This is a genomic window from Paraburkholderia sp. GV068 (assembly GCF_003058125.1).
Lineage (GTDB): Bacteria > Pseudomonadota > Gammaproteobacteria > Burkholderiales > Burkholderiaceae > Paraburkholderia > Paraburkholderia graminis.
Genome location: NZ_QBUB01000002.1, coordinates 30958 through 54926 on the forward strand (window position 1 = coordinate 30958; position 23969 = coordinate 54926).

19 protein-coding genes are annotated in these 23969 nt (G+C 62.7%); 8 read left to right on the plus strand and 11 right to left on the minus strand.

Features of this window, described 5'->3' with window-relative positions:
- Positions 1-13 precede the first annotated feature (13 nt).
- From C8K18_RS05020 to C8K18_RS05030, 3 genes are all read right to left on the minus strand, one after another.
- Complete coding sequence (locus tag C8K18_RS05020) at positions 14-1087, minus strand: DUF6765 family protein (RefSeq protein ID WP_029966662.1); 1074 nt, start codon at positions 1085-1087, stop codon at positions 14-16.
- 219 nt (positions 1088-1306) lie between these two features.
- Positions 1307-1705 (minus strand): FKBP-type peptidyl-prolyl cis-trans isomerase, encoded by a 399-nt coding sequence (locus C8K18_RS05025; RefSeq protein WP_029966664.1) that lies wholly within the window; start codon positions 1703-1705, stop codon positions 1307-1309.
- Positions 1706-1762: 57 nt separating this feature from the next.
- Positions 1763-2620, minus strand: coding sequence for a carbon-nitrogen hydrolase family protein (locus C8K18_RS05030; protein WP_107706851.1), 858 nt, complete (start codon positions 2618-2620; stop codon positions 1763-1765).
- 225 nt (positions 2621-2845) lie between these two features.
- Between C8K18_RS05030 and C8K18_RS05035 the strand changes: the two genes are divergently transcribed.
- From C8K18_RS05035 to C8K18_RS05050, 4 genes are all read left to right on the plus strand, one after another.
- A complete protein-coding gene (locus C8K18_RS05035) occupies positions 2846-5503 on the plus strand; it encodes a ligase-associated DNA damage response DEXH box helicase (protein ID WP_029966666.1) in 2658 nt (885 codons plus the stop codon).
- The gene (pdeM, locus tag C8K18_RS05040; protein ID WP_053860040.1) at positions 5500-6162 is read left to right on the plus strand and encodes a ligase-associated DNA damage response endonuclease PdeM; all 663 of its coding nucleotides are present in this window, start codon (positions 5500-5502) and stop codon (positions 6160-6162) included. Before C8K18_RS05035 ends, pdeM begins: the two co-directional genes overlap by 4 nt.
- A 340-nt stretch (positions 6163-6502) precedes the next feature.
- A complete protein-coding gene (locus tag C8K18_RS05045) occupies positions 6503-7891 on the plus strand; it encodes an FAD-binding oxidoreductase (RefSeq protein ID WP_006049482.1) in 1389 nt (462 codons plus the stop codon).
- Positions 7892-8121: 230 nt separating this feature from the next.
- Positions 8122-8712 (plus strand): YSC84-related protein, encoded by a 591-nt coding sequence (locus C8K18_RS05050; protein WP_006049483.1) that lies wholly within the window; start codon positions 8122-8124, stop codon positions 8710-8712.
- A gap of 91 nt (positions 8713-8803) precedes the next feature.
- Here the strand turns inward: C8K18_RS05050 and C8K18_RS05055 are convergent, their stop codons facing one another.
- Positions 8804-9343 (minus strand): YbaK/EbsC family protein, encoded by a 540-nt coding sequence (locus C8K18_RS05055; RefSeq protein ID WP_053860038.1) that lies wholly within the window; start codon positions 9341-9343, stop codon positions 8804-8806.
- Between the two features lie 223 nt (positions 9344-9566).
- On the opposite strand from C8K18_RS05055, the gene C8K18_RS05060 reads away from it, so the two are divergent.
- Together C8K18_RS05060 and C8K18_RS05065 are read left to right on the plus strand one after the other, a co-directional pair.
- The gene (locus C8K18_RS05060; protein WP_107706852.1) at positions 9567-10865 is read left to right on the plus strand and encodes a YihY/virulence factor BrkB family protein; all 1299 of its coding nucleotides are present in this window, start codon (positions 9567-9569) and stop codon (positions 10863-10865) included.
- A gap of 397 nt (positions 10866-11262) precedes the next feature.
- Positions 11263-12462, plus strand: a complete 1200-nt coding sequence (locus C8K18_RS05065) for a porin (RefSeq protein WP_006049486.1) — start codon at positions 11263-11265, stop codon at positions 12460-12462.
- A gap of 112 nt (positions 12463-12574) precedes the next feature.
- Here C8K18_RS05065 and C8K18_RS05070 read toward each other — a convergent pair whose 3' ends face one another.
- The 7 genes from C8K18_RS05070 to C8K18_RS05100 all read right to left on the minus strand — a co-directional run bounded on the left by C8K18_RS05070 (position 12575) and on the right by C8K18_RS05100 (position 21203).
- Positions 12575-13444: a proteasome-type protease gene (locus C8K18_RS05070; RefSeq protein WP_107706853.1), complete on the minus strand. Its 870-nt coding sequence runs from the start codon at positions 13442-13444 to the stop codon at positions 12575-12577.
- Between the two features lie 149 nt (positions 13445-13593).
- Complete coding sequence (locus C8K18_RS05075; RefSeq protein WP_006049488.1) at positions 13594-14388, minus strand: transglutaminase family protein; 795 nt, start codon at positions 14386-14388, stop codon at positions 13594-13596.
- Between the two features lie 10 nt (positions 14389-14398).
- Positions 14399-15349, minus strand: coding sequence for an alpha-E domain-containing protein (locus C8K18_RS05080; RefSeq protein ID WP_006049489.1), 951 nt, complete (start codon positions 15347-15349; stop codon positions 14399-14401).
- Positions 15350-15498: 149 nt separating this feature from the next.
- Positions 15499-16908, minus strand: a complete 1410-nt coding sequence (locus C8K18_RS05085) for a circularly permuted type 2 ATP-grasp protein (RefSeq protein ID WP_029966679.1) — start codon at positions 16906-16908, stop codon at positions 15499-15501.
- Positions 16909-17258: 350 nt separating this feature from the next.
- Positions 17259-17711: an HU family DNA-binding protein gene (locus C8K18_RS05090; RefSeq protein WP_006049491.1), complete on the minus strand. Its 453-nt coding sequence runs from the start codon at positions 17709-17711 to the stop codon at positions 17259-17261.
- A 383-nt stretch (positions 17712-18094) separates the two neighbouring features.
- Complete coding sequence (locus tag C8K18_RS05095; protein ID WP_029966681.1) at positions 18095-19567, minus strand: PLP-dependent aminotransferase family protein; 1473 nt, start codon at positions 19565-19567, stop codon at positions 18095-18097.
- A 94-nt stretch (positions 19568-19661) separates the two neighbouring features.
- Positions 19662-21203 (minus strand): peptide MFS transporter, encoded by a 1542-nt coding sequence (locus C8K18_RS05100; protein ID WP_107706854.1) that lies wholly within the window; start codon positions 21201-21203, stop codon positions 19662-19664.
- A gap of 390 nt (positions 21204-21593) precedes the next feature.
- Here C8K18_RS05100 and C8K18_RS05105 point away from each other — a divergent pair, with 390 nt between their 5' ends.
- Together C8K18_RS05105 and C8K18_RS05110 are read left to right on the plus strand one after the other, a co-directional pair.
- On the plus strand, positions 21594-22166 hold the full coding sequence (locus tag C8K18_RS05105; RefSeq protein WP_006049494.1) for a helix-turn-helix domain-containing protein: 573 nt from the start codon (positions 21594-21596) through the stop codon (positions 22164-22166).
- A gap of 172 nt (positions 22167-22338) precedes the next feature.
- Positions 22339-23967, plus strand: coding sequence for a peptide ABC transporter substrate-binding protein (locus tag C8K18_RS05110; protein ID WP_006049495.1), 1629 nt, complete (start codon positions 22339-22341; stop codon positions 23965-23967).
- The last annotated feature ends 2 nt before the right edge of the window (positions 23968-23969 follow it).

A 23969-nucleotide genomic window follows, 5' to 3' on the forward strand; every position in this document is an offset into this window, starting at 1 on the left:
GCGCATGAACGCATCATGCGATTCGCAGGCCGTGAGCCGGCAGCACTTCCTGAGTCGTCACGAAACGGTGCTGTTTTACCGCGTCATGAAAGAGCCGGTAGTCGCTCTTTTCGAATGCCTCGCTCCATACGGGCTTTTCGCCGGAGTCGTCTTCCGCGCGAAGACCGGTGGCTTTGTACTTCCATGAGCCGACTCCCTTCGGCACATAGTCCGGAATGGCCTCTTTCAGGCCGGGAATGCCGCCCTCCTTCACGAACTCGCAGATCGCCCGCAACCGCTCGTTGTCGTCCATGATCCGGTTGGTATCGAGCAATTCGGTGAGCGTCGCTTTCACGTTTTGCGGCATGCCCTCTTCGTTTTCGAAGTCTTCGCGCCCGGCCACATACGCGCGAACCGCACGGCACGCCATGTCGGCGGCCTCGACAAACTCCGGCAGGTTGTGTCGCTGTATGAACATATTCCTGCCGTCGATGTAATGCCATTTCGCCCACGGCTGATCCGGATAATGCAACGCGGCGCCGTGGCCCACAGGTAGCGCAAGCGTCAGAACATCGGCTTCGACGTGCTGCACCAGGTGCTGCATGGCGAGTGTGAGATTCTCGAGCCAGCCCGTGCGCGTGCAATCTTGCGCCTCGAGAGAATGAACCCGGTTGCCCGGACTTTCGATGCCCGCGAACCCCTGATGCGCCCACGTATCCACATACGTATGCAGCGTCACGCCAAGACGATGCAAGCCCATCTCCGTGCTGCGCTGCCGGATGGCGCGCCGCACCACCTCGCGCGCGACCGCGCTGTCCGCGCGGCACACGGCTTTTTCGTCGAGCGTTGCACCCTCTCCTGCCGGCAGAAAATGAAACGGCGCCCACACGAGCCGGTTCTGGTCGTTCTCGGTATTGGCGTAGTCGAAGGTCTTGTGCGCGGTGGCGAAGCGTTCGAACGTCTCGCCGCCCTGAAAGCGCAGGATGCCCGGCGTGGTTGCATCGTCGACATACTGGCACGCATGGGCGACGGTCAGCGCCTGGCTCGGCGTCATTCCGCCAACTCGCGCGACGATATAGACCACGCCGTAATGAAAGTCGATATTCATGGCAGATTCTCCTCATGCACGATGAATGACTACAACAGCACTGGTAAACGAGCGAGTAGGCGGCGAGTTGAAAAGACGTCGTTCTTTATGCCGTACGCGGTGTTGTCGTGTTTTATTCCATCCTCTATCCGACTGCGGGCCACGGCGGGCCACTGCAGCCCATAAAAAAACCCCGCTACGTTATCCGTCGCGGGGTTGCGTTTCAGCGCACGTCGCGCCTTATTTGACGATGTCGACCAGCTCGACTTCGAACGTCAAGTCGCTGTTCGGCGGAATCGTGCCCACGGCGCGGCTGCCGTAGGCGGTGGCGGCCGGGCACGTCAGTTTTGCCTTGCCGCCCACTTTCATGGTTTGCACGCCCTGCGTCCAGCACGGAATCACGCGGTTCAGCGGGAACGTTGCCGGACCGCCGTGTTTCGCGGACGCGTCGAATTCAGTGCCGTTCGCAAGCGTGCCGCGATAGTTGACCTTCACGACATCGGTGGCGGCCGGCTGCGCGCCGGTGCCTTGCACGAGGTGTTCGACAACCACGCCCGAAGGCAGCTTCTCAGTAGAAGCGGCAGCCATCGCCGTCGACGAAAGTACAGTAGCGGCAAGCAGAGCAACGATAGATTTCAAAACGAATCTCCAGATGGGTAGTACGGTTCATTCTAGCGCACGGAATAGAGCGCGCTGCTAATCCAGCGGCAGCACCGCAACGTTATCGGCCGCCATATCGCCATGCGCGACGAAATCCGCCAGCGCCGTTTCCCGTTCGCGAACGTCGGCAAGCACGGCCGGATCGAGCCGCGCGACGATGACTTCTTCCCGTTCGCGGCTGGCTTCTTCAATCACATCGCCATAGGGACTCCAGACTGCGCTCGCACCGCATGTGTCCCAGCCGCCGGTCATGCCGACGTGATTCGACAGCAACACATACATCGTATTGTCGAACGCGCGTGCGGGGAACCAGATGCGCGACTGGTGATAGCCGGACTTCACGCTAAAGAGCCCGCTCACGAGATAGGCGTGCGCGCCGTTTACGGCCGCCATGCGCGCGTGCTCGGGAAAGCCCGAGTCGTAGCACACGCCGAGTGCGAGCCGCCATCCGTCGAGTTCGAGCATGCAGCCTTGCGTGCCCGGCCGGTAGATTTCCGTTTCGCTTCTATATAGATACTGCTTGTGATACGGCTTTGCGTCCTCGCCGCGGCAATCGAATATGAGCGACGAAATATGCAGGCCGTCCGCGCCGCGCGTGGCCGCGCCGACAATTGCCGCAATGCCGCGTCGGCGGCAAATCTCGCGGATCGGATCGAGACGTGCATCGGCGAGTTCGAATGCGTATTGCGCTGGGTCGCCGGCGATCAGGCCGGGTTCATAGCCGCTCAGGAACTTCTCGGGAAAAACCACCAGTCGGGCACCGCGATCGGCGGCAAGACCGGTCAATTCGACCGTCTTCATGATGTTTGCCGTCACGTCTCCGCAAACCGGTTGCGCTTGCGCGGCTGCAATTTGCAGGGGTGATCGGGGCAACGCTGCGAACTTGTTATTCACCGTCAACTCCGTTATTGAATCGAGCGCAGGTTCAGCGCGTACCCGCTTGCCGATGGCCAATGGCGGGAGCCCGCGCGTCTGAAGCGAGGCATTTAAACATGGACTGCGGCGGCGTGTCAGCGCAATTCTCTTGAACCAGCGCTTTGCGCGCGCGGTCCACGTAGAAGAGGTACGGCGAAGTATCGTCGTGCGCAACCCGATGCCAACGAGCGCTTTCAACTTTCAATGAACGAGCCGGTCGATCCCGACAAGCAGGACAGTGCGCCGCCTTCGGCCGTGCCGGAGCGACCCCGCGCGCCACGACCGCGACGCATTCCGCGCAGCCGCGAGCAACAGGCGCGGCTCGACGCTCGCGAGCCGGCATTCGAGCCGCTGCCGTTTTCCATCGACGAAGAGGCGGCGCGGCGCCCTTTCGCCGGGAAGCTGCATGCGTGGTTCGAAGCGCGGCGTTGGCAGCCGTTCGATTTTCAGCGCGAGGTGTGGCGCGAGATGGAGCGAGGCGCGAGCGGCTTGCTGCATGCAACCACGGGCGCGGGCAAGACGTGGGCCATCTGGTTCGGCGCGCTTGCCGCGTTCGCGCGAGCCGTACCTTCCCATTCAGCGGCGACGCGTCGGCGCGCCACAAGCATGCAGCCCGAGCCGCTCACCGTCCTCTGGATCACGCCGATGCGCGCCCTTGCCGCCGATACGGCACGCGCACTGCAAAGCTCAGCGATCGAACTGGCCGTGCCGTGGACGGTGGGCTTGCGAACCGGCGACACGTCCTCCGCGGAACGCGCACGGCAGAACCGGCGCATGCCGTCAGCGCTGATCACGACGCCCGAGAGCCTGTCGCTGATCCTGACGAGACCCGATGCGCGCGAAGTACTCTCGCACGTAAAACTGGTGGTCGTCGACGAATGGCATGAACTGCTCGGCAACAAGCGCGGCACGCAGACACAACTGGCGCTGGCGCGGCTCGCGCATTGGCGGCCCGATTTGCAGATATGGGGCTTGTCGGCGACGCTCGGCAACCTTCCCTTCGCCGCCGATGTACTGCTCTCCCCGGTCCGAACCCCGCGTGTCAGCGTGCACGGCAAGTTGCCGAAGGCATTGATCGTGGACACGGTTATTCCCGAGACCATCGAGCGATTTCCTTGGGGCGGTCATATGGGCATGCGCCAGGTCGAGGCCGTGGCCGATGCAATCGGCGAGGCGCAGACATCGCTCGTATTTACCAACACGCGCTCGCAATGCGAAGTCTGGTACCAGGCGCTGCTCGAAGCGCGTCCGCAATGGGCCGGCGCAATTGCGTTGCATCATGGTTCGCTCGATCAGGAAGTGCGCGAGTGGGTCGAGCGCGGCTTGAAGAACGGCTTGCTAAAGGTCGTTGTATGCACATCGAGCCTGGATCTCGGCGTCGACTTTCTGCCTGTGGAGCGCGTGTTTCAGATCGGCTCGCCGAAAGGCGTCGCGCGTTTGATGCAGCGCGCGGGCCGCTCGGGTCACGCGCCGGGACGGCCGTCGCGCGTGACCATCGTGCCCACGCACGCGCTCGAACTCGTCGAAGCGGCCGCCGCGCGCGAAGCAGTCGCGAAGCGGCAAATAGAAAGCCGCGAAACGCCGGACAAACCGTTTGATGTTCTCGTTCAGCATCTGGTGACAGTGGCAATTGGCGGCGGCTTCGACGCGCGCGATCTCTACGACGAAGTTCGCACGACGTACGCGTACCGGCAACTAACGCAAGATGAATTCGATTGGGCATTAGGTTTCGTCGAAGGCGGCGGCACCGCGTTGCGCGCGTACCCGGACTACCACCGCGTGGTGCGCGAAAGCGACGGCCTGTACCGCGTGCCGCGCGAAGATCTGGTGCGGCGGCATCGCAACAACGTCGGCACGATCGTCGCGAACGGCACGCTGAATGTCGCGTATCTGGCGGGCGGCCGCATAGGCGCAATCGAAGAGTCGTTTATTTCGCGGCTGAAACCCGGCGATATTTTTACCTTCGGCGGACGTGCGCTCGAATTGATTCGCGTGCAGGACATGACTGCGTGGGTCAAACGCGCGACCTCGGCACGCGGCGCGATGCCGCAATGGGCAGGCAGCCGCATGCCGCTCTCCTCGGAACTCGCCGAGGCGACGTTGACGATGCTCGCGCGCGCCGCCGGCGGCATCTATGACGAACCCGAGATGCGCGCCGTTCGGCCGCTGCTCGAATTGCAGCAGAAATGGTCGGCTCTGCCGCAGCCCGGTTTGCTGGTGGCCGAAGTACTCAAGTCGCGCGAAGGGCATCACTTCTTCTGTTATCCATTTGCGGGGCGCACCGCGCATATCGGTCTTGGCGCATTGCTCGCCTGGAGAATCGCGCGAGAGAAGCCCGGTACTTTTTCTATTTCAATGAACGACTATGGTTTCGAGCTGTTGTCCGCGCAACCATTCGACTGGGCCGCGGCATTGGAGAGTGAATTGCTCTCGGCGGAACAACTCGATCACGACATTCTGGCGAGCCTCAATTCGTCGGAGTTGTCTCGACGACGATTCCGCGAAATTGCGCGCGTGTCGGGGCTCGTGTTTCAGGGACATCCAGGGCAGCAGAAAAGCGCCCGGCAATTGCAGGCCTCCAGCGGCCTTTTCTATGAGATCTTCCGCAATCATGACAGCGGCAATCTGTTACTCGATCAGGCTGATACCGAAGTGCTATTGCAGGAACTCGACGCGAAACGCATTCGTAGCGCGCTAGAACGAATGAACGCGAGCCGCCTCGTTCTCATGCATCCGAAAAAACCGACTCCCTTTGCGTTTCCGCTTATCGTCGGACGCCTGCGCGAGAAAGTCAGTACAGAGAAGCTCGCGGATCGCGTACAGCGCATGCTTGCGGAACTCGAGAAGGCGGCCCGCGTATGAAGCCTGCGTCGTTGCCCGTTGAAATTGCCGGCCATCCGCTCGTGCTGTCGAGCTTGCGCGCGGCCTTCGATCCCGCGCTGCGCTGTCTTTTCGTCGCCGATGCGCATTTCGGCAAGGACGCCGTGTTTCGTGCGCGCGGCGTGCCGGTGCCCATCGGTTCCACTGCCGACAACCTGATGCGTCTGGACATACTGATCGCCGAATTCGAACCGTCCACGCTCGTCTTTCTCGGCGATCTGCTGCATGCACGCGAGGCGCACGCCGAAGAGATTCTCGATGCATTGCATGTCTGGCGCGCGCGGCATCCGAGATTGCGAATCGTGCTCGTAGAAGGCAATCACGATCGGCATGCGGGCGCGTTGCCTGGTACGCTCAATGTGGAACTTGTGCTGGAGCCGTGGCGCGTTGGACCGTGGGCGCTGTGTCATCACCCGCAGACCGTCGACGGCGCGTACGCGCTCGCCGGCCATCTGCATCCTGTCTATCGAATCGCGACGCGCAACGACTCGGTTCGCGTGCCGTGTTTTCGTTTCGGCGTGCAAGGCGGCGTGCTGCCCGCATTCGGCAGCTTTACCGGCGGTGCGCGCGACGACGGCCGCGTGAGTGGAGAAAGGGTTTTCGTCGTGGCTCACGACAAGGTCATTGAAGTGCCGCGCTGAGCCTTTCACGCAACGCGCGACTCACGCGAGTTTCGTCATACCTGTCACGCCAAAACTCCGCTATTAGCAGAGTTCGCCAACACTTTCACACGCGATCTTTTCCGCAAGCACATGCACCATTCGCGGCGCCGGCATTCCGTTGTTGGCGATACACGCTCGCAAAGGCACGCTGCGCGTGCTTCGCAGCAAACAGCGAAGCGCACGCGGGTTTACGTGCGTTTGAGTAGCGCGAAGCTCGCCGTTTACTGGACGCTGAACCAGGCTGTCAACATTCTTTCGGTCTGCTTGGGTCAGCCGACAGCGCTTGAAAAAGCGCCCTTACAACACCAGGAGACAAGCCATGGCTCAAGTGTCGAGCAGCGCCATCGAAGAACTGAAAACCGCCATACGTGGGCAGCTAGTACTGCCCGACGATCCCGGTTTCAACGAAGCCCGCAGCATCTGGAATGCAATGATCGACTGCCGCCCGGCGATGATTCTGCGCTGCGCCGGCGTCGCCGACGTGCGTCGCGGCATCGCGTTCGCGCGCGCGAATGATCTGCCGCTTGCGCTTCGCGGCGGCGGTCATAACATTGCCGGCAGCGCGCTATGCGAAGACGGTCTCGTGATGGACTTCTCGCAGATGAAGTCCGTGCGAATCGATCCGATTGCAAGACGCGCGTATGTGGGACCGGGCGCAACGCTCGCGGACTTCGATCACGAAGCGCAAGCCTTTGGACTCGCGACACCGCTCGGCATCAATTCGACCACGGGCGTCGCGGGCTTGACGCTCGGCGGCGGCTTCGGCTGGCTCAGCCGCAAATACGGCATGACGATCGACAATCTGATTTCAGCCGACGTGGTCACCGCCGAAGGCGAACTGCTTCGCGCCAGCGCCGAATCGAATGAAGATCTGTTCTGGGCGATTCGTGGCGGCGGCGGCAATTTCGGCGTGGTCACGTCGTTCGAATTCGCACTGCATTCCGTCGGACCGATGGTGTACGGCGGGCTCGTCGTGCTGCCGTTCGCCGAGGCGAGAGACGCGCTCGTCAAATATCGCGCGGCCGCCGCGCAGATGCCCGACGACCTGAGCGTGTGGGCGGTTCTACGGCTCGCGCCGCCGCTGCCGTTCCTGCCGGCCGAAGTGCACGGCAAGCCGGTGATCATCTTCCCGATGTGCTACACCGGGCCAATCGCGAACGGTCCTTCGGCGGTCGCGCAAGTGAAGACGTTCGGCACGCCCGTCGGCGAACATCTCGGCGAAATGCCGTATGCGATGTGGCAACAGGCATTCGATCCGCTGCTCGCGCCGGGATCGCGCAACTACTGGAAGTCGCACAATCTCGCCAATATCGACGATGGTCTGATCGATGCACTGCTTCAGTCGATTGAGAATCTGCCTTCTCCACAGTGCGAGATTTTCTTCGGGCAGATCGGCGCGCAAACGCAACGCGTGCCGGTGAATGCGACCGCCTACTCGAGCCGCGACACGCAATACGCGATGAACGTGCATGGCCGCTGGGAAGATCCTGCCGACGACGAACGTTGCATCGCGTGGGCTCGTGCATTCTTCGAGCAGGCAGCGCCGTTCTCGCTCGGCAGCGTCTACGTGAACTTCATGACGCAGGAAGAAGCGAGCCGCGTCGCCGATGCATACGGCCCGAACTTCGAACGGCTCGTCGCGGTTAAGAGCCGCTACGATCCGCACAACCTCTTCCGTCATAACCAGAACATTCGTCCAGCCATGTAATGCGTGGCAGCGAATAAAGGAACCCGCGGAGGAACCCGCTGAGGAACCCGCGCGAGTCTCAGCGCGGATTCCTCGCACCCGACGCATGAATGTCCCTTTGCGCGGGCGGCATGGATCAGGCACGGCAAATGCTGCTTTATCATTGATGCTGGCCCTATTGGCCAACGTCACAGCATTACCTTTTGATCCATAAACAAAAACCGCCTCGATAACGTAAAAGGACAACTATCATGCGCAGACGACAATTCATCACGACGGCCGGCGCGGCTTTCGCTACCGCGGGCCTCGGCCTTGCCGGTTGCACCACCACGTCAGGGTCGTCGGGCACGTCGGCGTCCGCGAACGCCAACAAGCGCGACACGATCAACGCGGGTATCGACTCCACGCTTTCGCGTCTGTATGCGAACGTCGGCGGTTCGCGCGAGCTCGTGGCGAAAGCGCGCGGCGTGCTGGTGTTTCCGTCGGTGATCTCGGCGGGCTTCTGGGTCGGCGGCCAATACGGCGAAGGCGGGCTGCGCGTGGGCGGTCGCACGACCGGCTACTACAGCACGGTGGCGGGATCGTTTGGCTTGCAGATCGGCGCGCAGTCGAAAGCGCTTATCTTCCTGTTCATGACGCAGGAAGCACTCGACAAATTCCTCAATAGCCAGGGCTGGGCAGCGGGCGCCGACGCAACCGTCGCGGTGCTCAAGGTCGGCGCGAACGGCGCGATCGATACGTCGACCGCCACAAGCCCGGTCGAAGCATTCGTGCTGACCAACGGCGGCTTGATGGCGGGCGTATCGCTGGAAGGTACGAAGGTGTCGCGCCTCATCATCTGATCGTCGACAAGCCACGCGGCCGCTGTGCGGACCGCGTGGCGCTTCTGCATTACTCAGTCAGTCACTCAGTCACTCACTTAACCGGCGATAGTTACTCCGCCGCGAGCGTCATCTGCGCCACTTCGCAGCGCGGCCATTGACGCAACACGTCCGGCGCGAGCAGCAGTTTGGCCGCGCGAATGCCCGCGCCCATGACGATCTGCGCGCGCTCCATGACGGCGGCATCGACGAGAATGCGCCAGTCCTGCGGCAAGCCGAAAACCGTAATGCCGCCGAACTCCATGCCGCTCAGTTCGACCGCAAGCTCACGCTTCGCGAACGACAGCCGCTGCGCGCCGAGCGCCGCCTTCACCGCGCCGTTGATGTCGAGCCGCAGCGACCCGAGCGAAACGAGCGCCGCATAGTGCTCGCCGCCGTCCTTCTTGTAGCGCACGACGATCGTATTCGCGCAGTCCTCGAGACCGAAGCCATAGCGCGCGCTGAAGGCGGCGGTGTCCGACGCGTCGTCGGTGACGGAGAAAACCGTGACGCCCTGTTGCGGCAACTGCGCCAGCACTTGCGGCGGCAAACGCGTGGCGAGTTCATCGGCGGGGATCACGTCCAACTGCTTTACGGCTTCGTGCGAATGCATGGCGATGGAGAGAAGTAGAGAGGAAGGCCATCGCATTCTAGCGGCATGCGCGCGGTACGGCATGCAATGCGGCGCGCGGCGGGGTGTGCAATGCGGCGTGCGGCCAGTGCGCTTGCTATAGTCACAGGCACAACGCTTGCGAACGACGGCCATACGGAGGCTGCGCCCGGCCGGCCCGAGCGGCTCGCGCGTGCGCACCGCCCGAACCAGTGAGACTTCGACCATGGACATCGACACGCTTTCCGCCGGCAACCTCCAGCACATGGCTCGCACGCAGGCGAACTGGGCGATCGGAGCACTCAAGCAGTTTTCCGAAGACCGCTGCACTGCGCTGGCAGCGAGCATCGCGTTCTACGCTGCGTTTTCTTTGGCGCCGACGCTCGTCATGGTGATCGCCGTGGCCGGCTGGTTCTTCGGCGCCGAGGCCGCGCGCGGCGAACTGTTCGACCACATCCACGGACTGCTCGGCGACCAGGCCGCGGCAGGCGTGCAGACGATCGTCGAAAACGCGCATCACAGCGGCAGCGCGGGCGGCGTGGCCGCGATCATCTCGTTCACGATGCTGGCCATCGGCGCGTCGGCCACTTTCTCTTCGCTGAACAGCGCGCTCAACGTCGTATGGCCGTACACCGGTCCGCGCACGTCGAGCGTGCTTGCGCTGGTGCGCGTGCGGCTGATCTCGTTCGGGCTCGTGCTGGGCGTCGCGTTTCTGCTGATCGTCTCGCTCGTGCTCGATACGGTGATCACGTATGTCGGCAAGTGGCTGTGGGGCGACTCGCCTTATGTGGTGATCGGCAATCTGCTGCAACTCGGTGTTGGCTTGCTCGTGCTGGCGTTCGCGTTCGCCGGCTTGCTGAAGTTTCTGCCCGACGCGAGCGTGCGTTGGCGCGATGCGCTGGTCGGCGGCGTGGTCGCGGCGGTGCTGTTTTCGGCGGGCAAGAAGCTGTTCGCGCTGTACCTCGCGCACGCCGGCATGGCGAGCTCGTTCGGCGCGGCCGGATCGCTCGCGGTGCTGCTGATGTGGCTGTACTTTTCCGCGGCGGTGCTGCTGCTCGGCGCGGAATTTTCGGCGGCGCGCGGCCGGCTGAACGATCCGCGCGGCGGTTGGGGCATGCAGTCCGACGCGCCGCCGGGCAGCCGCGCGAAGCTGGCGTCGGTGCTGGCGGCGTCGACGGTTCCGGGCGGCGCGGCGTTGCACGCCGGTTCGTCCGATTCGAGCGACGCGCGGGCTTCGAGGATTGGCGCTGTGTCCGCCGAAGCTGAACCGCCGCGGTTCGAGACACACGCAAAAGCATCGGTAGGCGCGAAGGCGCTCGGCGTCGGACGCTCGGTGCTTTCCGCCGAAGCGGGCGCGACGCATCTGGCGGCCGTTACGCTGCTTGGCGCGAGCCGCAAAGCCGTTGCGGCGAATCGCTACGTGCGCGAGCATCCGTGGAAGTCGGTCGCGCTGGCCGCGGCCGCCGGCCTCGCGGCGGCCCGCATGGCGCGGCACACGCGCGCGGACGACGACGGTCCCAAATAGCCCGGCGGTTACACAATCAGCGCCGCACCTTGTTGGTGCGTGTGGATCACAATCGCACCCGTCTGTCTACTCCCCTTTTCGGCCAAAATGCATGGCGCCGCTTGGGCGCGCTCCCGCCGCCGTCGCTTCGCTAGACGACTTCATTACATATCTATTACAAATAAATGCGGGGAGTAGGCACACTCAAACGTTCATCGTCAACGAAACAACAATAATGCGAATGCAACGAATCAATATTGCCGAAAAGGCAACAATCCCGGATGAGCTTTAAATACAAGGGTTTGCGCGGGTTGTCGGTTTTTGGCGACACTCTTTTTTTTCCAGTTCTTGCCGATTGACGCAGTGAGCTATTCTCCTTTCCGCAACAAGTAAACTAATCATCTGCGTGGAGAAATGGATGAAACGAATCGCACTGTCTACCCTCTCGCTGGCGCTCCTGGGCGCAACGGGCGTCGCTCACGCTCAGAGCAGCGTGACCCTGTATGGCTTGATCGATGAATCGGTCCAGTACGTTCACAACGCCAACCCGGCTAACAACAATCTGTGGCAGCTCGCAGCGGGTAACCTGCAGGGCAGCCGCTGGGGCCTGAAGGGCTCGGAAGACCTGGGCGGTGGCTTGAAGGCGATTTTCCAGTTGGAAAGCGGCTTCAACCCGAACAACGGCAAGATGGGTTCGTACGGCACGGGCACCAAGCTGTTCGGTCGCCAGGCATACGTCGGCTTGACGCAAGATGCATACGGTACGCTCACGCTGGGTCGCCAGTACGATCCGCTGGTCGACCTGGTTCAGCCGCTGACGGGTGACAACTTCTTCGGCAGCACGTTCACGACGCCGGGCGACGTTGACAACAACGACAACAGCTCGCGTACGAACAACGCAATCAAGTACGTTTCGCCGGTGTGGGGCGGCTTCCAGTTCGAAGGCATGTACGCACTGGGCGGCGTTGCGGGCGCAACCGGCGCAGGCCAATCCTGGGCAGGTGCAGCAACGTGGTCGGGCGGTCCGTTCAGCGTTGCAGCTGGCTACTTCCGCATGCAAAACGCGAACACGCTGACCAGCCGCGGCGTCGCTCCGGGCAACCAGGGTGGCACGTGGAACGCAGGCGTGACGTCTGACGGTACGTTCGACGGCTCGAACATCAACGGCGCGTACGCATCGGCCAAGCAGATCGACATCACGTCGGCGGCTGCACAGTACGTGACCGGTCCGTTCACGTTCAACGTTCGCTATAGCTTCGCGCAATACAAGCCGGACGCGTTCTCGGGCTTCACAGAGCAAGAGAAGTATCACGTTGCAGGCGCGTACGCTGGCTACCAGCTCACGCCGGCAATGCTGCTTGGTCTGGGCTACACCTACACGCACGGCGCAGGCGACACGTCGGCGAACTACCACCAGGTTTCGCTGGGCGGCGACTACTTCCTGTCGAAGCGCACCGACCTGTACCTCGTTGGCGCATACCAGCACGCAAGCGGTCATCAGCGCGATGCAGCGACCGGTGGCATTGTCAACGCCGGTGCATCGGTTGGCTCGTATGGCTACCAGGCCGGTTCGAGCAGCCAGGAAATCATCAGCCTGGGCATTCGCCACAAGTTCTAAATGGGCTTGACGGACTGCTGAAGCTTACGCAGTTCGAAACCAGCCACGGGCGCAAGCCGGTGGCTGGTTTTTTTTCGTCCGTAGGTTTTGTTGTGGCGGGCAGCGGTTGAGCCTACCGCTGCGCCTTGCCCTTTTCCGCCTGCGCCAGAGTCTGCGCCGGCTTGGCGTCGAATTCATGCTCGATGCCGTCCGCGCCCACCGGCGCGCGATGCAGCACCAGCGCCCGCTCGCGCTGCAACGTCGGCACCTGCTGCGACTCCTGCCAGTCAGGATCGGGAATCTCGCCGAACACCTGACGCAGCCGCTCGCCCCACGTGCGGTGAATCATCTGGAAGTAAGCGTTGTCGTGATCGATCGACACGAAGCGCGTGACGCGCAGCGTGTCCTTCTCGTAGACGAGCAGATCGAGCGGCAGCCCGACCGACAGGTTCGAGCGCACAGTCGAGTCCATTGAAATAAGCGCGCATTTCGCGGCTTCGTCGAGCGGCGTGGACGGCGTCAGCACGCGGTCGATGATCGGCTTGCCGTACTTCGCCTCGCCGATCTGAAAGTACGGATTCACCGCCGACGCCTCGATGAAGTTGCCCGCCGCGTAAATCATGAAAAGACGCGGCCGGTTGCCCGCAATCTGGCCGCCGAGGATAAAGCTGCAATTGAAGTCGACGCCGAATTCCTGCAGCGCCTCCGCCTCGCGCTGATGCACGGTGCGCACCGCCTGGCCGATCACGCGCGCGGCGTCGCCCAGGGTAGGCACGTTCCACAGCGTGGGCTGCGACGCATCGGCCGGTTCCGACAGTTCGTGCAGCACCGCTTGCGTAAGCGACAGATTGCCCGCGCCCAGCAGGACCAGCATGCGCTCGCCCGGCTGCTCGAACACCGCCATCTTGCGCGCGGTGCTGATGTGATCGACGCCCGCATTGGTCCGTGTATCGGAAAGGAACACGAGACCTTCCTCGACGGTCATCGCTACGCAGTAAGTCATAGTGAAACGTACCCGCAAAAAAAGACTTGAACGACGCTATTGTAATGCGGCGCCGATGCGCCCTTTCTCGTATTACGGCGTCTGCGGTTATGTTCTTGATAGCGATGCCGCGTTGGGTGGGCGAAGCGCCGCCGCTGCCTCGTCGCCGGCTACTGCGGCGTGCTTGCGCTGACCGTCACCGACACGTTCAGTTGCTCCTCCCTACCGCCGATGCGCCGTCCGCGCACCGGCGCCGCGGCTTCGTAATCGCGCGCCACGGCCAGGCGGCAATAGATCTCGCTGGCAAAAGCCGCATGCGTGACGTCGACGGAAACCCAGCCGTCGAGCCACACGTCCACCCACGCGTGGCTCGCCGCGTGCGGCACGTCGCCCGGTTCGATATAGCCGCTCACGTAGCGCGCCGGAACGCCGCGCGCCCGGCAGCATGCGAGCATCAGATGCGCGTGGTCCTGACACACGCCGTTGCCGAGTTCGAGCGCCTGCGCCGCCGTGCTGGTCACTTCCGTCACGCCGGGGTGATAGCCGACGCGCTCCACGATCCGCTCGGACAGCGCAATCAGGCTCGACGTGCTCGTGAGGTCAGGAACCGATCCGGCCAGTTCGCGGACCGCCGCATCGGCCTCCGTCAAACGCGTCGCGCAGGTGAAATGCTCGAGCGGAATCGGGCCGGCATCGTCGCGAAGACGGCCGTCGATGAGCGGGATCGTGTCGACTTCGCCGGATACGTGAAGGCGGATTTCGTTATGCGGCTTGTTGATGACGAGCGTGTGCAGCGCGTTGCCATAGGCGTCGACGGCCGCGTCGAGCTTGCCCGGCGCGTCGATGTTCCAGCGCCGCACGACCTGCGACGCGCCGCTTGCCGGCGTCAGCCGAAGTTGCTGGATCGAGTAATGGACAGTCGCTTCATAACGATAGGACGTCTCGTGGCGGATCGTCAGGTACATAAGCACTCCGTCAGGCGACTGGCAGCATCAGATAAGTACGCGCGACGAGATTGCCCAGCTCGAACACGCGAGCCAGGAACTGCGTCAGATACGCGTGCAGGCCGGCTTCGAAAATTTGCCGGATGTCGGAGTAAAGCAGTTCGGCGCGCAGCTTGCCGGCAAACCGTTCGCACTGGTTCGAGCCCGGCGTGCGCAGCATCGCCAGATTCGCGCAGACGCCTTCGAGCGAAGCCAGCAGCGAACGCGGCATCTGCTGATTGAGGATCATCAATTCGACGACGCGCGCCGGCGTCACGACGTCGCGATAAACCTTGCGATAGATCTCGAGCGCCGACACCGAACTCAGGATCGACGTCCAGTAATAGAAGTCCTCCAACTGACGCGCGGCGTCGCGTGAATTCGGCTCGACGTCGGCAAAGCGCACGTCGAGAATGCGCGCGGTGTTGTCGGCGCGCTCCAGAAAGGTGCCGAGCTGCGTGAAGAAAAATGCGTCGTCCTGCAACGCGGTGCCGATCGTTACGCCCCGCGAAAGGTGCGAGCGAAACTTCACCCATTCGAACAACGCGCCGGGGTTGCCGGACGCCTGACCAGACGAAATGCGCTCGTTGAATTCAAGCCACGTATCGTTGATGGTCTCCCACCATTCGGTCGTCAACGTGCCGCGCACCGCACGCGCGTTTTCGCGCGCCGCATGCAGACACGAGTGGATGCTCGACGGATTGGTCGCGTCCGCCACCATGAAGTCGAGCACGTGTTCGCGCGTCGGCTCGTCATGACGCTCGGCGAAAGCGGCCTCGAGTTCGGAGATGCGCAGCACCGAACGTTGCGCGCGCGCCTCCTGTTCGGGCGTCTGCGGCAACAAAAGCGCCTTGAGGTTGATGTCGAGCATGCGGGCGGTGTTCTCCGCGCGCTCCATGTAGCGGGCCATCCAGAAGAGGTGATCGGCGGTGCGGCTTAGCATGACGGCGTTCCGTGTCTGATGACGCGAGATGTTGAGTTAAAGGCTCGCGCTGGTTATCCCGCTGGTTTCCTATGCGCCCGCGGCACCTGACAAATGCCCCGGCGCGCTGAGTTGCACGCGCGGCTATCGGGAGCCGTGCGGCAACCGCTTCAGTCGACCATCCACGTATCTTTGGTCCCGCCTCCCTGCGACGAATTGACGACGAGCGAACCTTCCTGCAACGCGACGCGCGTCAGTCCGCCAGCGACCATCGTGACCGTCTTGCCCGACAGCACGAACGGACGCAAATCGATATGGCGCGGCGCGATGCCGGCTTCGACGAAGGTCGGGCATGCGGACAGCGCGAGCGTCGGTTGAGCGATATAGCCCGCCGGCCGCGCGATCAGACGCTCGCGGAACGCTTCAATCTCGGCCTTCGTCGATGCGGGTCCGACGAGCATGCCGTAGCCGCCCGCGCCATGCACTTCCTTGACGACGAGTTCCGCCAGATGCGCGAGCGTGTATGCAAGATCGTCCGGCTTGCGGCACTGGAACGTGGGCACGTTATTGAGGATCGGTTTCTCGCCCAGGTAGAAGTCGATCATGTCGGGCACGTACGGATAGATCGATTTGTCGTCGGCGATGCCGGTGCCCATCGCGTTCGCGAGCGCGACGCGTCCCGCGCGATACGCGGTCAGCAAGCCAGGCACGCCCAACGCCGAATCGTTGCGGAACGCGAGCGGGTCGAGAAAGTCGTCGTCCACGCGGCGATAGATCACGTCGACACGCTTCGGTCCCTGCGTCGTGCGCATGAACACGTAGTTGTCGTCGACGAACAGGTCTTTGCCTTCCACGAGTTCGACGCCCATCTGCTGCGCGAGGAACGTGTGCTCGAAATACGCGGAGTTGTACATGCCAGGCGTGAGCACGACGACGACTGGATCGTCGACGCCTTCCGGCGACACCGAGCGCAACGTGTCGAGCAATAGATCGGGATAATGCGCGACCGGCGCGATGCGGTTGCGCACGAACAGCTCGGGGAAAAGCCGCATCATCATCTTGCGGTTTTCGAGCATGTACGAGACGCCCGACGGCACCCGCAGGTTGTCTTCGAGCACGTAGAACTCGCCGTCGTCGCCCGCACGCACCACGTCGACGCCGGCAATGTGCGCGTAAACACCGAGCGGCACATTCACGCCCTGCATTTCCGGCCGGTATTGCGCGTTGGTATAGACCTGCTCGGCGGGCACGATGCCGGCGCGCACGATCTTGCGATCGTGATAGACGTCGTGAATGAAGAGGTTCAGCGCCTGCACGCGCTGACGCAAACCGGCTTCCAGCGTCTGCCACTCGTGGCGCGGAATGATGCGTGGAATCAGATCGAAGGGAATCAGCCGCTCAGTGCCGGAGAGGTCGCCATTCACGGCGAACGTGATGCCGACCCGGCGGAACAGCAGGTCCGCTTCCGCACGCTTGCGCGCGATTGCTTCGTTGCCCTGCTTCTCTAGCCACCGCTCAAAGCGCGCGTAATGTGGCCGCACGGCATCGTCATGATGACGCATCTCGTCATAGCATCGCATGTCACGCCCCGCTCTTGTTGTCGGATAGAAGGCGAATGCGCTGCGCATTCGGTGTTCGACTTCTTTCAAGCAAGCGCTATGCCATTGGGCTTTTAGCGCGGAATCCGACAGACATGCACATGAAGCGCGCATCGCAAAGCCTGGCGCCTCGCTGCCATCGTACTGCTGCGGCCCACGATGCGCTAGTAGAGTGCATGGATCGATCGACGATGCACCACGCCGTTGTTCGCCATGAAAAAATCCCCGTGGATTTGCATCCACGGGGATTCAGACTACTTGCAGTGCGAGGCTCGAAATACGCTACGTCAACTGTAGCCGTGAGCGACGCATCAAGTGACGCAGAAGCGCGATTAGCCTGCTGCAGCGTCCTTCAGCTTCTTCAGCGGGCGTGCCTTGATGCGCACGCTAGCCGGCTTGGCCGGGAACCAGCGCTCTTCGCCCGAGAACGGGTCTTTGCCGAAGCGCTTCTTCTTGGCCGGCACAGCTTGCACGACGATCTTCAGAAGACCCGACAGCGTGAATTCGCCCGCGCCCTTCTTGTGGACAGCGCCGAGGATCGTGTCTTCGAGCGCGGCCAGGACGGCCTTGGCAGCCTTCGGTTCGACGCCAGCGCGTTCAGCAACGTGAGTAGCCAGCGAGGCCTTCGTGAAGGTGTCCTTGATCGGCGACGGTGCGCTGGACGCCTTCACGGCGACCTTCTTAGCTGCGGAAGCTTTCTTCGCAGGGACTTTCTTTGCAGCAACCTTCTTGGTCGGTACCGGGGCAGCAGCCTTCTTGGCCACCTTTTTTGCGGAAGTCGGCATGTTTCTCCTACCTGTTGTGGTCAGTGAATTGCACGAAGCGCACACGGTATGCGCACGCTTCAACGCCGGATTCTACAAGCGCTCAAGCGATTTGCGCGACTCTTTTATGTATAACAGCGCAGGTTTGTTGCGCGGCGCAGACTGCGCAACACATTTTGAGCCTTGTTTCAGGGGCTAAACTGCTTCGGCGGAGCTGGCGGCGTCGATTCGTAAAGTGCGTTACAAGCCGTTTCAACCCATGTATAGCGGCATATTCTGCGTGACCGGCTTGTGCGGGACACACGATTGCCGCAACCTTTTTAACGCTTCGGGTAACTCCGCATTGGCCGCGCGATGTTGGCCGTTGCAACGCCATGACGTCGCGCCGCGGTCCAGGCGCGCTATCAGGCGATGCCTGGCAGGATGTCCGCGAGCTTCGTCAACGCTGCGTCGATATGCTGCCCGGCGATGCTGCCGTAGCCGAAAATCAGACCGGGCCGCGGTTTTGCGCGCTGGTAAAACGGCGCGAGTCCATACAGACCAATCGACGCCTCGCTCGCCGCCGCCACCAGAACCTGCTCGGTCAACGGCGCCTTCAGGTGCGCGGCCAGGTGAATGCCGGCCGTCGGCACGATCGGCTCGAACCACGGCGCGAGATCGCCTTGCAGATGCGCGAGCAACGTCGCGCGCCGCGCCGCGTAGGTCTTGTGCATGCGCCGCAGGTGCTTGGCGAAATCGCCGTTGAGCATGAACGATGCAAGCGCAGTTTGTGTGAGCGTGCAGCCGTGCCAGTCCGCGATTTGCCGCGCCTTGAAAAGCGGCTTGTATAGCGACGCGGGCGGCACCACATAGCCGACCCGCAACTCCGGGAAGATGGTTTTCGAAAAGGTGCCCACGTAGGCGACGAGTCCCGCACGGTCGAGGCTTTTCAACGGCTCCATCGGCCGGCCTTCGAAACGGTACTCGCAGTCATAGTCGTCTTCGATAATCACGGCGCCGCGTTTTTGCGCCCATTCCAGCAGTTCGACGCGACGCTCGAGACTCATCGGCATGCCGAGCGGAAACTGATGCGACGGCGTCACATAGACGAGCCGCGCATTGTCCGGCAGCTTGCCGACGATCAAACCTTCGCGATCCACCGGCACGTGCGCCACCTGTGCGCCGGTCGCGGCGAAGCACGCATGCGCAGGCGGATAGCCAGGGTCTTCGATGGCCGCGACTTCGCCCGGACCGAGCGTGACGCGTGCGAGCAGATCGAGCGCGTGCTGCGCGCCTTGCGTGACGATCACCTCTTCCCAGTTGCTCGACACCGCCCGATTAAATGCGAGGTAGCGTGAAATCGCGAGCCGCAGTTCCTGTTCGCCGGCAGCGTCGCGGTATGTTCCGGGGCCGCGCGATTGCGCGCGCAGCGCGTGATTCACGCAGCGGCGCCAGACGTCGAACGGAAAGAGCGTCTTGTCGATCGCGCCGCCGACGAAATCGTAGGGCGACGCAACCGAAGGCCGCGGCAACGGCAAGCTGTCGGGCATCTGGTCCCACAGCGGTTGGGCGCGCACGGCGTCCTTCGTCGCCTGCTCGCGGTCGCGCGACGAGTCGGCCGCGCGCGCATGCGGCGAGCGCTCGGTCGGCAAGCGCTCGAGTCCGTCGGCGACGAAAGTGCCCGAACCGGCCCGCGCGGTGAGATAACCCTCGGAGAGAAGCCGCTCGAAGACGTCGAGCGTCGTCTTGCGCGACACGCCCAGTTGCGTCGCGAGATCGCGCGTGGACGGCAGGCGCGTGCCGCCGGCGAGACGCCCTTCGAGTATGCCGGCCCGCAGTTGCCGATAGATCTGTCCGGAGAGATCGTGATGGCCTTCGACGGCGATGTGAATTTCCATTCTGGCTGCTACCTGCTGGCTACCTGTTATGTCATCGCCATGATACTTCCGCGAGACGTATGGCAAGCGCCAGTTGAACGCGCCGGCGGGCTTGTTACTGCGCCACCGCGCCGCTTCGTGCGGCGCGCTCTTTGGCGTCGTCACGCGCGGCGTCGCTGCATCGTTGATGCTCGCGCGAGAGCTTGCGCATCAGCGGCAACAGCAGCACGGCGACCAGCGCACCCGCGGCCGCGAGCCATCCCAGGCCGGTAAACAGCTTCGTATAGAGCGGCAGCGATTCGAGCGGATGCATGTCGCCGGCCGGCATCTGCGCGAAATTCGCGACTACGCTGCCCAGATACTGCGACACGCCGGTTGCCACGAAGTACGCGCCCATCATGAAGCCGCTCATGCGCGCGGGCACGTAGCGCGCGATCATCGCAAGGCCGAGGCCGCTCACCAGCAGTTCGCCGAGCGAGTACAAGCCATAGCCGCCGACCATGAACCACGACGACACGCGCCCTTCCACCGCATAGCGGCCGCTAGCCGCGTAGACGAAGAAGCCGGCCGCCACCACCGCAAAGCCGACCGCGTATTTCGCCGCGACGGGAACGTCCTTGCCGCGCTTCGCGAGCCGCGTATACAGCAGCGCAAGCAGCGGACTCAGCAGCATGATCCAGATCGGATTGAGCGCCTGGAACTGCGCCGCGCTCCAGGTGAACAGCGTCGCGCCGAACAGCGAGAAGCGCGGATCGACATTGCGCAGCGCGAACAGCGTGAGCGACGTCGACATCTGCACATAGAACACGAAAAACAGGATCACCTGTGCCGTGAGGATCAATGCGGCCACCAGACCCGCGCGTTCGGAGCGCTCGCACTTGAGCAGCATGTAGCCGAAAATCGCCAGAATCGCGAGGCCCGCCGCATACACGCACGCCACCGCGATGGCCTTGTGCTGCAGCACGAACATCGCGATCGCGCCAAGCGCAATGCCGCCGAGCGCAATCGCGCCGACGCGCTTCCAGCGCACGGGCTCGGCATCGGGCGCGGAGCCGATATGCGCGAGCGTGCGGAACATCACGAAGTAATTCGCCACCGACAGCAGCATCCCCGCACAGCAGACGGCGAAGGCCGCGTGCCAGCCCCAATGGTCCTTGATCCACGGCGTGGCGAGCATCGACACCGTCGAGCCGATATTGACCGCCATGTAGTAGATCGTGAACGCGCTGTCGATGCGCGCGTCGTCGCCTTCATAGATGCGCCGCACGAGATTGGCCGCGTTCGCCTTGAAAAGCCCGTTGCCCACGACGATCACGCCCAGCGATGCATACATGAACGCGAGCTGGTCGTTCGGCAGCGCGAGCATCAGATAGCCGGCCGCGAGCACGATGGCGCCGAAGATCATCGTGCGTCGCGTGCCGAGAATCTTGTCGCCGATCCAGCCGCCGATCGACGGCGACGCGTACACGAGCGCCGTGAACGCGCCCCACGTGAGCGTCGCGTGGCTGTCCGCGAAATGCAGCTTGTCGATCATGAACAGCACGAGCAACGCGGCCATGCCGTAATAGCCGAAGCGCTCCCACATTTCGATCAGAAAGACCGTGGAAAACGAGCGCGTCTGCGAGACCTGCGCTTCAGGGCGTTGTGGTGAATCCATCGAGTACCTCTTGTTTCAAATAGTGGGGCTGTCGGCAAACTGCCGCGCGCCGTGAATCATCGGATTGCAAAAACGGCCGGACGGCGATGCGTTGTTCGGCAGCATGCGCAAGCTTGCGTTTCTTGTCATGCGCGGGCCGCGCTCATATCCAGAATGCATGGATGCGGACACTGCCTAAAGTCGCCGCATGCCTGTCTGAATCGAAGCGCGGCTTTTCGCGTCGCCCGTCGGATCGGCGGACCGGCTGTTAGCTTCTGGCAACATAGCGTGTTGTCTCGAAAAAGGCGTTGCGTTTGAAGCCGGGATCTCAGGCCCGCAGTCCCGGCAAGGCGCCATCAAACCATATTTGCTTATATCAAACAAATTTTGACGGGCTAATTTCCTCCTGCTATGGTCACGACAATTCATAAGAGCAATTCGGCACTCGAAGTAGGCAGCAAGATTCGCGCGTTGCGGCAACGGTTGAAGCGCACGCTGGACGACACGGCAACGGCGGCGGGTATCTCCAAGCCGTTTTTGTCGCAGGTAGAGCGGGGCCTCGCGTCGCCCTCCATCACGTCGCTGGCGGGCATCGCTCACGCGCTCGGGGTGACGGTGCAGTATTTCGTCGATACGCCCAGCGAAGAGCGTTCGGTCAGCCGCGGCGATCAGCTGAAGTTTTTTGGCTTCGCGGACTCGGCGAATCTGTTCGCCCGCTTGACGAACGTGACGGGCGGCCGTCAGCTCGAGGCGATCCTCGTGAAGATGCCGGTCGGACAAAAGCGTTCGGAAGTCACGACGCATGCCGGCGAAGAGTTTATGTATGTGATCGACGGCGAAGTGTCGTTGACGCTGGAAGGCAAGACCTTCGTGTTGCGCGCAGGAGACAGCGCGCATTACGAATCGACTGTGCCGCATAGCTGGGCGAATACCGCACGCGTGGAGTCGGTGGTCGTCTGGGTCGGCACACCGAGACTGTTTTAAAGAAGCAGGCTAGTTTTCCGGTTCATCCGGCAGGACAGCCTGCATTACTAAATGTAAGGATTCCTGCATGTCTGACAAACAACAAGGGCCGCCCAGGCCCGAACAAAGCAGATAGCAAGGCGCTTTAGCGCCGGCGCGTTCTTCTCCCGACCTTTCCTGCGATTCCGAACCGATGAAAACCCCGTTTGCTTACGCGACGGCGCTGAGTGCGCTCGTCCTTACCTTGACGTCTTCGCTTTCTTCTTCGGCGTTTGCCGTCACCGTGCCGGCCGGCGTCACGCTCGCCGCCAGCCAGGAAATGACCCGCCAGGTGCCGGGCGAAACCGAGTCGCTCGATCCGGCGCACATCGAATCGTGGACCGGCAACACCATCGGGCTCGACATGTTCGAAGGCCTCACGCGCATCGACGCGGCCGGCGCGATCGTGCCCGGCGTCGCGCAATCGTGGACGCGCACGGGGCCCGACACGTGGGTCTTCAAGCTGCGCCACGACGCGCGCTGGAGCAACGGCCAGCCCGTCACCGCAAACGATTTCGTCTATGCGTGGCAGCGCGTGCTCGATCCGAAGACCGGCTCGAAATACACGGTGCTGGTCGAGTTCGTGAAGAACGGCAAGGCGATTCTCGCGGGCAAGGCGCCGCTCTCGAGCCTCGGCGTTCGAGCAGCCGACCCGTACACGCTCGAAGTCACCACCGAGGTGCCCGCCGCTTTCTTCCCGCAACTGGCCGCGATGACGACAATGGCGCCGGTCAACCGCGACGTCGTGACGAAGTTCGGCGGCGACTGGACGCGGCCGGGCAATTTCGTCGGCAATGGTCCGTACATGCTGGCCGACTGGCAGCCGGGTAACCGGCTCGTCGGCGCAAAGAGCAAGACGTACTGGAACGCAAGCAAGGTCGTGATCACCAAAGTGACCTATCTGCCGATCGAAAACGACGAAACGGCAATGCGCATGTATCAGGCCGGCCAGTTCGACTACACGTATTCGATTCCGTCGGGCATCTATGCGCAGGTGAGCAAGCAGTTCGGCGGTGAGCTGAAGACCGGCCTGCAGATCGCGACGTACTACTACAGCCTGAACAACGAAGATCCGCTGTTCAAGGACAAGCGCGTGCGTCAGGCACTGTCGATGGTCCTCGACCGCGATCTGCTCACGCAGCGCCTGACCGCCGACGGCGAGCTGCCCATGTACGGCCTCATCTCGAAGGGCACGCAAGGCGCGGACATTTTCAAGCCCGAATGGGCAAGCTGGCCGATGGCAAAGCGCGTCGACTATGCACGCAATCTGCTGAAAAGCGCGGGCTATTCCGATGCCAAGCCGCTCACCTTCACGCTCACGTACAACACGAACGATCTGCACAAGAAGGTCGCGCTCTTCGCGACATCCGAATGGCGCAGCAAGCTCGGCGTTACCGCGAAGCTTGAAAACGTCGAATACAAGGTGCTGCTCAAACAGCGCCACGACGGCAAGGTGCAGGCTTCGCGCGACGGCTGGTTCGTCGACTACAACGACGCGATGTCGTATTTCGATCTGATCCGCTGCCACAGCGTGCAGAACGATCAGCGCTACTGCAATCCGCAAGTGGACAAGACCGTCGACGAAGCCAACCAGCAGCTCGACGACGCAAAGCGCACGGCCCTGCTCACCAAGGCGCACGACATGGCGATGAACGACTATCCGATGGTGCCGCTCTTTCAGTACTCGGCGGTGCGGCTCGTGAAGCCGTATGTAGGCGGCTACACATCGACCAACTACGTCGATCAGCGCGCCACGCAGGACATGTATCTGATCAAGCATTAAAC

Coding starts and splice junctions, on each gene's coding strand:
- C8K18_RS05035 (WP_029966666.1), top strand. CDS start 2,846: ATGAACGAGCCGGTCGATCCCGACAAGCAGGACAGTGCGCCGCCTTCG.
- C8K18_RS05090 (WP_006049491.1), bottom strand. CDS start 17,711: ATGCCGACTTCCGCAAAAAAGGTGGCCAAGAAGGCTGCTGCCCCGGTA.
- C8K18_RS05085 (WP_029966679.1), bottom strand. CDS start 16,908: ATGCGATGCTATGACGAGATGCGTCATCATGACGATGCCGTGCGGCCA.
- C8K18_RS05075 (WP_006049488.1), bottom strand. CDS start 14,388: ATGTACCTGACGATCCGCCACGAGACGTCCTATCGTTATGAAGCGACT.
- C8K18_RS05020 (WP_029966662.1), bottom strand. CDS start 1,087: ATGAATATCGACTTTCATTACGGCGTGGTCTATATCGTCGCGCGAGTT.
- C8K18_RS05080 (WP_006049489.1), bottom strand. CDS start 15,349: ATGCTAAGCCGCACCGCCGATCACCTCTTCTGGATGGCCCGCTACATG.
- C8K18_RS05105 (WP_006049494.1), top strand. CDS start 21,594: ATGGTCACGACAATTCATAAGAGCAATTCGGCACTCGAAGTAGGCAGC.
- C8K18_RS05045 (WP_006049482.1), top strand. CDS start 6,503: ATGGCTCAAGTGTCGAGCAGCGCCATCGAAGAACTGAAAACCGCCATA.
- C8K18_RS05060 (WP_107706852.1), top strand. CDS start 9,567: ATGGACATCGACACGCTTTCCGCCGGCAACCTCCAGCACATGGCTCGC.
- C8K18_RS05065 (WP_006049486.1), top strand. CDS start 11,263: ATGAAACGAATCGCACTGTCTACCCTCTCGCTGGCGCTCCTGGGCGCA.
- C8K18_RS05095 (WP_029966681.1), bottom strand. CDS start 19,567: ATGGAAATTCACATCGCCGTCGAAGGCCATCACGATCTCTCCGGACAG.
- C8K18_RS05055 (WP_053860038.1), bottom strand. CDS start 9,343: ATGCATTCGCACGAAGCCGTAAAGCAGTTGGACGTGATCCCCGCCGAT.
- C8K18_RS05110 (WP_006049495.1), top strand. CDS start 22,339: ATGAAAACCCCGTTTGCTTACGCGACGGCGCTGAGTGCGCTCGTCCTT.
- C8K18_RS05100 (WP_107706854.1), bottom strand. CDS start 21,203: ATGGATTCACCACAACGCCCTGAAGCGCAGGTCTCGCAGACGCGCTCG.
- C8K18_RS05050 (WP_006049483.1), top strand. CDS start 8,122: ATGCGCAGACGACAATTCATCACGACGGCCGGCGCGGCTTTCGCTACC.
- C8K18_RS05070 (WP_107706853.1), bottom strand. CDS start 13,444: ATGACTTACTGCGTAGCGATGACCGTCGAGGAAGGTCTCGTGTTCCTT.
- pdeM (WP_053860040.1), top strand. CDS start 5,500: ATGAAGCCTGCGTCGTTGCCCGTTGAAATTGCCGGCCATCCGCTCGTG.